Annotated in this window: 9 protein-coding genes; 5 read left to right on the plus strand and 4 right to left on the minus strand. The window is 50.3% G+C overall.

Features of this window, described 5'->3' with window-relative positions; translation table 11 throughout:
* Window positions 1-10 precede the first annotated feature (10 nt).
* A complete protein-coding gene (locus tag QVF11_RS24645; protein WP_287860013.1) occupies window positions 11-964 on the plus strand; it encodes a GlxA family transcriptional regulator in 954 nt (317 codons plus the stop codon).
* Here the strand turns inward: QVF11_RS24645 and QVF11_RS24650 are convergent.
* Window positions 961-2010: an NAD(P)-dependent alcohol dehydrogenase gene (locus QVF11_RS24650; protein WP_287860015.1), complete on the minus strand. Its 1050-nt coding sequence runs from the start codon at window positions 2008-2010 to the stop codon at window positions 961-963. The two genes, QVF11_RS24645 and QVF11_RS24650, sit on opposite strands and share 4 nt — an antisense overlap.
* 840 nt (window positions 2011-2850) lie before the next feature.
* On the opposite strand from QVF11_RS24650, the gene QVF11_RS24655 reads away from it, so the two are divergent.
* Together QVF11_RS24655 and QVF11_RS24660 are read left to right on the plus strand one after the other, a co-directional pair.
* Window positions 2851-3756, plus strand: a complete 906-nt coding sequence (locus tag QVF11_RS24655) for a glycosyltransferase family 2 protein (RefSeq protein WP_287860018.1) — start codon at window positions 2851-2853, stop codon at window positions 3754-3756.
* A complete protein-coding gene (locus QVF11_RS24660) occupies window positions 3744-4976 on the plus strand; it encodes an O-antigen ligase family protein (RefSeq protein WP_287860021.1) in 1233 nt (410 codons plus the stop codon). Before QVF11_RS24655 ends, QVF11_RS24660 begins: the two co-directional genes overlap by 13 nt.
* Window positions 4977-5063: 87 nt before the next feature.
* Here the strand turns inward: QVF11_RS24660 and QVF11_RS24665 are convergent, their stop codons facing one another.
* Window positions 5064-6269 carry a hypothetical protein gene (locus QVF11_RS24665; RefSeq protein WP_287860023.1) on the minus strand — a complete coding sequence of 402 codons (1206 nt, stop codon included), beginning with the start codon at window positions 6267-6269 and terminating at the stop codon, window positions 5064-5066.
* Between the two features lie 325 nt (window positions 6270-6594).
* On the opposite strand from QVF11_RS24665, the gene QVF11_RS24670 reads away from it, so the two are divergent.
* Window positions 6595-7176, plus strand: coding sequence for a shikimate kinase (locus tag QVF11_RS24670; RefSeq protein ID WP_287860025.1), 582 nt, complete (start codon window positions 6595-6597; stop codon window positions 7174-7176).
* Between the two features lie 84 nt (window positions 7177-7260).
* On the opposite strand, the gene QVF11_RS24675 is transcribed toward QVF11_RS24670, so the two are convergent.
* Window positions 7261-8298, minus strand: a complete 1038-nt coding sequence (locus tag QVF11_RS24675) for a virulence RhuM family protein (protein ID WP_287860028.1) — start codon at window positions 8296-8298, stop codon at window positions 7261-7263.
* 123 nt (window positions 8299-8421) lie between these two features.
* The gene (locus QVF11_RS24680; protein WP_287860031.1) at window positions 8422-8709 is read right to left on the minus strand and encodes a SymE family type I addiction module toxin; all 288 of its coding nucleotides are present in this window, start codon (window positions 8707-8709) and stop codon (window positions 8422-8424) included.
* Between the two features lie 125 nt (window positions 8710-8834).
* On the opposite strand from QVF11_RS24680, the gene QVF11_RS24685 reads away from it, so the two are divergent.
* Window positions 8835-9026, plus strand: coding sequence for a toxin-antitoxin system HicB family antitoxin (locus QVF11_RS24685; RefSeq protein ID WP_142464181.1), 192 nt, complete (start codon window positions 8835-8837; stop codon window positions 9024-9026).
* The last annotated feature ends 93 nt before the right edge of the window (window positions 9027-9119 follow it).

Here is a 9119-nt window from a genome sequence, read left to right on the forward strand (position 1 = left end):
GGAGCGGGTAATGAAACTCACGGAAGTGGCGATTGTGGCGGTGGACGGGTTTAGCCCGTTCCACTACTCGGTGCCCTGTATGCTGTTTGGCGATACGGTCTCGGAAACCAAACGCTTTAATCTGCATATTTGCGCCGAACGACCGGGGCTATTAACCGCTCGCGACGGCTTTGCGCTGAACGCCAGCGGCGACTTCGCGACCCTTGAACAGGCGGATATTGTGGTGGTGCCTTACTGGGGCGCGGTGAACCAACGACCTATGCAGTCGCTGCTCGACAGCCTCGTGCGGGCGCGTAATAACGGTGCTGAAATCGTCGGCCTGTGCCTCGGGGCATTTGTGCTGGGCTACGCCGGGCTGCTGGACGGTAAGCGGGCAGCGACCCACTGGGAGTTCGAGCAGGATTTTCAGCGTCTGTTTCCGCAGGTGCAGCTGGATATCAATGCCCTGTACGTCGATGACCAGCGCATTATTACCTCGGCGGGCACCGCGGCGGCGCTTGACTGCTGCCTGTATATCATCCGCCAGCGTTTCGGCAGCCTTGTCGCCAATCAGATTGCCAGGCGGATGATCGTCCCGCCGCACCGCGAGGGCGGGCAGGCACAGTTTATCGCCCAGCCGGTACCGAAAAACACCCGCGATGCGCGGATTAACGGCCTGCTTGAGTATCTCCAGCAGCATATCCGCGAACCACATAATCTTGATTCGCTGGCGCAGGTGGCGGCAATGAGCCGCCGCACCCTGACCCGCCATTTCGCCAAAGCGACCGGTATGAGTATCGCCGACTGGCTTTCTGCCGAACGCCTGCGGCGTAGTCAGATCCTGCTGGAAGCCGGGGATTTACCTATCGAGCAGGTGGCGGAGGAAGTGGGCTACCTCTCCGCCGTGACTTATCGCCAGCAGTTTAAATCGCGCTTTGGCGTCAGCCCGGCGGAGTGGCGGCGTACCTTTCGCCGCGGCGCTTAGCCGCCGAGAGTGGCGCTATCGATCACGAAGCGGTATTTCACGTCGCCTTTGACCATTCTCTCCCAAGCCTCGTTGATCTGATCGCCGCGAATCAGCTCAATATCGGCGACGATACCGTGCTCGGCGCAAAAATCGAGCATCTCCTGGGTTTCCGGGATACCGCCGATCATCGACCCGGCAATCGACCGGCGACGGAAGATCAGGTTAAACACTTCCGGTGACGGATGCGGCGTGGCGGGCGCGCCCACTAAGGTCATGGTGCCATCGCGTTTAAGCAGCGTGGTGAAAGCATCGAGATTGTGCGGTGCCGCCACGGTGTTGAGAATAAAGTCGAAGCTTTTCACGTGTGCCGCCATCTCGTCCTCGTTGCGCGACACCACGACCTCGTCCGCACCCAGCTCCCGCGCCGCATCACGCTTGGATTCTGAGGTGGTGAATGCCACCACGTGAGCGCCCATGGCGTGGGCCAACTTAATCCCCATATGCCCCAGCCCACCAATCCCGACAACGCCCACTTTTTTGCCCGGTCCGACGTTCCAGTGGCGCAGCGGCGAGTAAGTTGTGATACCCGCGCACAGCAGCGGTGCGACGGCGGCCAGTTGCTCTTTAGGATGGCGCACGCGCAGCACGTAGCGCTGATGGACGACGATTTGCTGGGAATAGCCCCCGAGGGTGTGGCCGGGGGCATCCTGCGTTGGGCCGTTGTAGGTGAGCACCATGTGATCGCAGTAGTTTTCCAACCCGTCCTGGCACTCCTCGCACGCTTTACAGCTATCGACCATGCAGCCGACGCCCACCAGATCGCCAACGGCATAGCCTGCAACCCGGTTACCCACGGCGGTCACCCGGCCAACGATTTCATGGCCCGGCACGCAGGGGTAGAGAGTGCCGGCCCATTCGGAGCGCGCCTGGTGTAAATCGGAGTGGCAGACGCCGCAATAATCAATGGCGATCTGCACATCGTCCGGCCCCGGCTCGCGGCGGGTGATGGCCATAGCACCCAGCGGCTGGCTGGCGGAGTTCGTACCAATAGCGTTGATCTGCATAGCAAAACCTCTTCTACATAATGAAGTTGAACAATACGGAGGGGGAGAACGTTTTTTGCGCGGCAGAGTTAAGCGTAGCCTGGTTGACGTGGGATGAGAGGAGGAAAGCTCAAAGGGTTAAAGAGCTCCTGGCGGCGAGAGGGTATTTCGTTAGTTATTAATATATACCCGTCATACTTCAAGTTGCATGTGCGTTGGCTTTCCTCGCTCGCCCCAGTCACTTACTTCAGTAAGCTCCTGGGGACTCACTGCGTCGCCGCGTTACTCGGCCTATGGCCTCGCCCCTTCGGGGCCAGCGCAAGCGCTGTTCAAGGCACAAGTGCCTTGTCCTGCAACTCGAATTATTTAGGGTATAGTACGGACTGGTTTTAAACTTAAATGGGCCTGTAATAAGTAACGAATCGTGTCTTTTGGTAAAGAGTTTCGTTACTGATAAAAAGAAATAATTATCATTATTCTAAATGAGAAAATACGCAAGACCTGTTTGCCTGAAGGCTTTTGGACTTTTTTATTGCCCATAAATAGAAGTGGTGTAGTGCGTAATCAATATTTTAAAAAACGCTTTTACAGTATAATAAATTGTTTGGGTTGATTGGTTTTTATTTATTAATTTGTGGTGTGAATGCATTGGTTTGTTATGTTGTTGTATATTCATGCTTTTATAATTTGTTATGAATGATTGTTGTTTTCTCGCGGTTTTTTATCCTTCTTTTTACGCTTTGTTACTCCTTTCTGCGTTGAATCATTGGTAGTAAGAATAGAATCTGTCGCTTATTTCTAAGCTATATTTCTCCGCTTCCCTCAAAAACGATAAAGCCAGACTATTCAACGGGAGTGCCCATGCCCTTTTTAAGCATTATCATCACAGCGCATAATTGTGAGCTCACGCTTGCTGAGACGCTGGAAAGTGTGAAAAAGGCCATTGATTTTGAAAAGGATGTTGAAGTCATTGTGCTTAATGACAGCTCTTATGACAAGACGCAGCAGATTATTGAGCGTTATGCAGAGACGTTTTCTTCGGTTCAGATGAGAGAAGTTCAACTGAAAAATGTCGGTAGAGTCAGAAATATTGCGGTGCAGATGGCCCGTGGTGAATATATCACCATGGTTGATGGCGACGATCTGCTCAAGCCGCGAAGCTTGCGCGATGCGGTGGCGTTTCTTAAACAGCAGAGGCCCGATTTGCTGCTGACGCACCTTATTGAAACTCGTAACTTTAGCGTCATCAATAGCGACTGGGCCGGTTTTTCGCCGATTAAACTCCCACAGCACGAGGCTATTCGCCGTTTTCTGATCCATAAAGATTTTCAGGCGCATTTAATCGGCCAGTTTATTCGTAAGGATATTTACCTCTGCGCACCGATTCCATCAATGACCTGCTATGAAGATTTTGCCGTTTTTCCTGCTTTTCTGATGCATTCGCAGAATATCTGGTTTCAGAAACAGGGGCATTATCACTACGTCAAACGGGCGAATAGCCTCTCCAGCGTGCTGGATAAAACAAAAATCCGCCATTTAATTAACTGCACAAAAAGAATGGAGAGAGTGTTTCCCTCTTCATTTCATTGGCTGGTATGTTGCCATTGGTTGGATATTTATTTGAAGCATGCTCAGTTGTTAACTCATGAACAAATCAGCATTATTGAAGAAAAAATAAAGTCAACCTTATCTTCGGGTTTTTTTATGTCTCCTGACGTGAGATTAAGTTATAAGAAAAAGGCTATTCAGGCATTATGGAAAAGATAAACCGCAATATCTATACGCTAACGATAATACTGGCAGCGATATCGCTATTATTCCTGTTGCTGGACTCTGCCCAGCAGCGTGTGTTTTTTTATCTGGCGATATATGCCAGCGTGCTGGGACTATTTCTTGAGCGGAAAAACCTTGGAAAAATACGCTTCAAGGTGGCTCTACTGCCGCTGATGGTTGGGGCGATGGAGATGCTGTGGTTTCTCTTTTACGAGGTGAAGCACGGTCATATCAACCACTATAACGATCACTTTCTCGGTGGTAAAAAACTGCTACTCGGCAGCATCCTGGTGCTGTATCTGGATAGCTTTAAACATCATCTTCACCGCAACGCCCTGAAGAAAATTTTCCTTATCGTTGCGGGTATTAGCCTGCTGCTGGCAACCGTATATGGTTTTATCCAGGAGTGGCAGGGTATTTCGCGGGTTGAGATGGCGATTAATCGGCCTACGGTTGCCGCTTATATCTATTCAACGCTGTCGCTGGCATTTATCTATGCGTTATTTCAACTGCGTAAAAGACAGGCTTATATGCTGGCTGTTGCGGTGATGCTTATCTCATATCTGAATATTATCTTCACCGGTACGCGGGCGGCTATGGGGCTGTATCCGGCGCTAATCTTCCTGCTCACGCTGTTTAATTTCAAAAAGATTCAGCTCAAGCCGATGCTGGGCGTGGCGGTGGTGGTTCTCTGTATTGTGGGTATCAACTTCAACGCTCATATCAAACCGAAAATTACCCAGACGGTGCATGAAATCTCGACTTACCAGACCGGTAATGATGATACGTCTCTGGGCGCGCGCTTCTCGATGTGGACGGTAGGCATTTATAACGGCGTTCATAAACCGTTGGGTCAGTCGATGGAGAGCCGTGAACGTTTGAGCGCCGATTATGTGCAGGATCATCCGGAGAATAAAACCGCGATGATGTACATTAACGTCCATCTGCATAACGAGATAATCGATACCTTTTCGCTACAGGGCGTGATTGGGCTGGCGCTGATTTTAGGGTTTTATATCAGCGGCGCGCTGCTTGCCGTTCGGCGTAATAATCTGCTGCTGCTTTTTATTATGATGTCGATGTTCGCTTATGGCTTGACGGACGTATTGTTGATCAGCGCTGAATTTGTCGCTTTCTTTATTATCCTGGTGGCGTTCAGTACCGTTATCACAGAGGACAATACTGCTCCGGCCTGCGTGGGGCGGTCGGGTTAGTCTGTATACAGGATCAGAGCCACCACAACCCAATGGCGAATATGATGGCTAAAAACAGGCAGCGCCGCGGGAAAGTATCAAACATATTCAAATCTCCTGAATATACGCAGAGCGCTGCTGCTGTTCACGCAACGAACTTAACGCCTTGCGCACCCGGATCGAGGCCTGAACCCGCGTGGATAGCAGGCGGGTAAGCTGCATCGCCAGGTCGGTTAATCCGGTAACTGCCCCAACCGTCAGAAGCATAACGCTGACGATGGGCTGAACGAACCCCCAGTTCATTGTGGCAAACTTTCCATCAGCGATTGAGAAGCCAATAAAAAGCGTGAGAAATGACAATGTTAAAACCGGTGCGAAGACAAAAAACATCATTCTGTAGAACGAGGCGATAACGCGATTGCTACGATACCAGTTGCCATAGAAATGATACGCGCTGCCGTCGTGATAATTATATGCACTCTGCACAGTGCCGCTATCGCGGTTAAATACCGTCAGAAGACGATCGCCTTCGGCAACAAAAGGAATATGCGCTTTATAAAAGAAAGGCATAATTTTTATCACTTCGCGGCGCAGTACCGGATCGCCCGTTCGCCAGTGCATCACCAGAAATTTTCTCTGGCAAACATAGCGTATCCACGCCCCGGAATTATCCGTTATATGCGAGTCCCATTGCTCATAATTAACGGAGGTGACGGTATTTTTTATTACCTCCAGATGCGGAGCAAGATTGGCGAAACCCTCCGGCATCTCGGCGGGAATAGTGGGATCCACCAGCACCTTACCCGCATCTTCGCAAAAAGTCGTATCGCCTTGTTTGGCCAGCTCAAGTTTTGCCAGCAGTTCGCGAACACGCGATGAGAAGCGCAGGCAAATAGCATGGATGTCCGTCAGACCATAGAAAAGCAGCATCAGCGTGATAGCAAGAAACAGCACCATTATCAGGATGATGTTGCTGGAGTAAAACATAGAGCACACCACAACAAAAAAAGCCGGAATACCGGCAAAAATCCGCAACACAGGCAAGAGTAGCGCGGGGCGCGAACCGGCAGGCTCAAGAACGATGTTGCCATCGGTTACCCAGTGTATCCAGTAGCTGCCGTCTGCCAGTTGATGGGTGCCAATATGGATAAAATCGCCGGGAGTGAGTTGGTCGAAGAGCGCGGGCTCTTTGAACCAGGCCATATTGGTATAGAAAGACCTGTCGCGAGTCGTGATGCGCAGATAGCCGCTATTCTGACCATTGCCGACCGTAAAGCCACGAAAGCGTAGCGTGAAAAAATGCACCTTTTCCATCAGGTGGAATCTCCTTGTGATAACGCGTTACAGCATGGGTATCTTTCCCTGCCCAAGGGGATGATATATGACTTTTTATTCAGAAGAAGATATTTAGTTTTTATTTGGTTGAATATTTTTGCTGTTTTACGTTGTTATTTTTTGTCGCTTCACTTGAGTTTGGGGAACTCGTACTTGCTGGTTAGTGTAAAGACTTAAAGGATGACGAAATAACACAAATATCGTGGGTGGAGAGATGGCGTGTGCAACAAAACGGCTACTATCACCGCACGATTCGCCGTATTCTGCTGAGATAACAACGTCACAAAGATGTGAGAAACCAACAATGAATACGCTGTTTCTGATTGGCCCCGGCGGGGTGGGAAAAAGCACGGTTGGGGCGCTTTTGGCGCAGACGCTGGGTTATCGGCTTGTCGATCTTGATAGCCAGTTTTGCGAGCAGATTTTAAATATCCGTGAATATATTCAGCGTGATGGGTACGAAAACTATGTGCGTGAGAACGCCGCGCTATGTACTCGGCTGCTGGCAGATAACCCGGATGAAAAACGAGTAGTGGTGCTGTCTTCGGGATTTCTCGCCACCGATGTTTGCCCGGAGATTGTTGCCAGCAATCGGCAACTTGTGCGACAGGCCGGGTATTCCATATTGCTGCTGCCTTCAGAAGATATCGATATTGCCACGCGCATTGTGGTTGAACGCCAGCTGGCGCGCGGTTTTGGCTTGGTCAGAGAAAAAGAAGAGGCGAAGTTCCGCCAGCGTTTTAAGGAATATTGTGGATTAGCCGATTGCCGGGTGGTTTCGTCTGAGAAGCCGGAGAGGGTTACGGAGCGGGTGAGGGAGAAAGTGGTTGCGGATTGCACAGGCCTACAGATAATCTCAGATCGCGTAGGCCGGGCAAGGCGCTAGCCGCCGCCCGGCAGAAATGCGAGCACGATAGATAAAACAGGTTTAGCCAAATAATTTTGCTCGTGAGGATCGGGATCCTCAGTGCTACTTTTTAGGCTCTTTTTTCCACTGTAGCAAAGCAGCGATATCCTTCTCACCTTCGGCTTCTTTTAAGCGCTGTTGCTGCTCAGAATACTGACTATATTCCGCCTGTGCTTTTTCATCCGCCATTTGCTTACTGACTTTTCCTGCGCCTTGCAGAACCTCGCGGTCGTTAAATTGCAGAAACTGATCCAGCTTATCTTGCCAGTCGCGTAAAAAAACCTGCTGACGACGACGGGCCTGATCCTCGGCAAAATCCAGCCACATGTTAACCACGCGATTAAGTTCGCTGACCTCATCCTGAGTGAGATAATTTTTTGCCACCGTCACGTCACCCTTACGGATCTCTTCACCTTTATAGCTGGTCAGCCCCATATGCAGTTGGTTAGCGTCAGCACGCTGATGAATGAGTTCAGCAGCGGTATGTCCGGTACAGGCAAAATGCAACTTGTTCTGGATGGTTTGAAAAAACTGCGTGGTTTCTTTTAGCGACGGTTGATAGTCAGCCGCTAATGCAAATATCTCTCGTACCCGTAAATAAACCCGACGCTCGCTGGCGCGAATATCGCGGATGCGTTCGAGCATCTCATCAAAGTAATCGGGTACAGCCGATGAACCAACGGACGGATTTTTCAGCCGCTCATCGTCCATCACAAAACCTTTGATCAGATATTCCTGGAGCGTCTGGGTGGCCCACTGACGGAACTGCGTACCGCGAGGGGAACGAACGCGATAGCCAACGGCAAGGATAACAGGCAGGCTATAGTGAAGCCGGTTACGACTTACCTGACGACGACCTTCCTGTTGAACTTGTAAGTAAGACTTACAGGTTGCGTTTTGGTCAAGTTCATCTTCTTCATAGATCGCTTTAATGTGCTGTGTAACGGCCTGAGGAGTGATCTGATAAAGGTTTGCGATGGTTGCCTGAGGGAGCCATAGCGTTTCTTGCTCAAAGCGGCATTCAACTCGTACTTTCCCATCACCGCTGGCAAATATAACGAACTCACCTGCAGGGGATGATGTTAAATGTTCATTTGCCATATAGCCTCCGGATTAAACTGCTTTGGCCCGCATAGTATGTCAGAAGAGCATGAATTTCATTAGACGGACGATTAACCCGGAGTATTTGAGAGCGGCTATCCAGAAAGTGAAGATTTTCGGGTGTCAGACGAGTTGAAGCGTGTTGCTGACGCTTTTAAAGGATTGTTGAATTTGCAGTAATTCCGCTTTAAGCATCTCTTCCTTATCGCTCTGTGGCAGCAGCACAATGCAACCATCCATTACCTTAACCGTGAAGTGCTTTCCGGTATCGAACCCGGCTGCACGTAACCACTTGCCGGAAAGGGTGAGACTTGGTGTACTGGTGTCGCGACCTTGAGGGCGATATCCCACAATCAGGTGACGCTCAGTTCCGGAAACCGCAATGTCTGGGGTAGAATGCGAATCAGCCATAATCAACTCCTTGATAGTTGGTGAGGTTAGACACACTGGTGTGTTCGAGCACACCAGTGTGTTGCTAGTACAAGAGGCTTTTAGGTGGCCTCTTATATTTTGAGATTAAATGGATAGGTGGCCTCATGTCAATCATATCGCGCGAAAAAAAACCAAAGGGCGGCGGTCAGTCACCGCAGTTCAAAATGCGCATTGATCCGGCATTAAAGGAACAGTTGGATGCCGTTGCGGCGGAAGAAGGGGTGAGCCTCGCCAGCTGGCTTAAAGAGTTGGCAAGAAGCGCGCTAAAAGCTAAAGGAATTGAACCGAAGGGCTGATTTTCTGGATAAGTTCAGATGGTTAGAAATGACTGAATTGGCGGAAGATCACAGGAGTTGAACCTGCCCGGGACCGCTGGCGGCCCCAACTGG

Source organism: Klebsiella sp., from assembly GCF_027492335.1.
GTDB lineage: Bacteria > Pseudomonadota > Gammaproteobacteria > Enterobacterales > Enterobacteriaceae > Klebsiella > Klebsiella huaxiensis.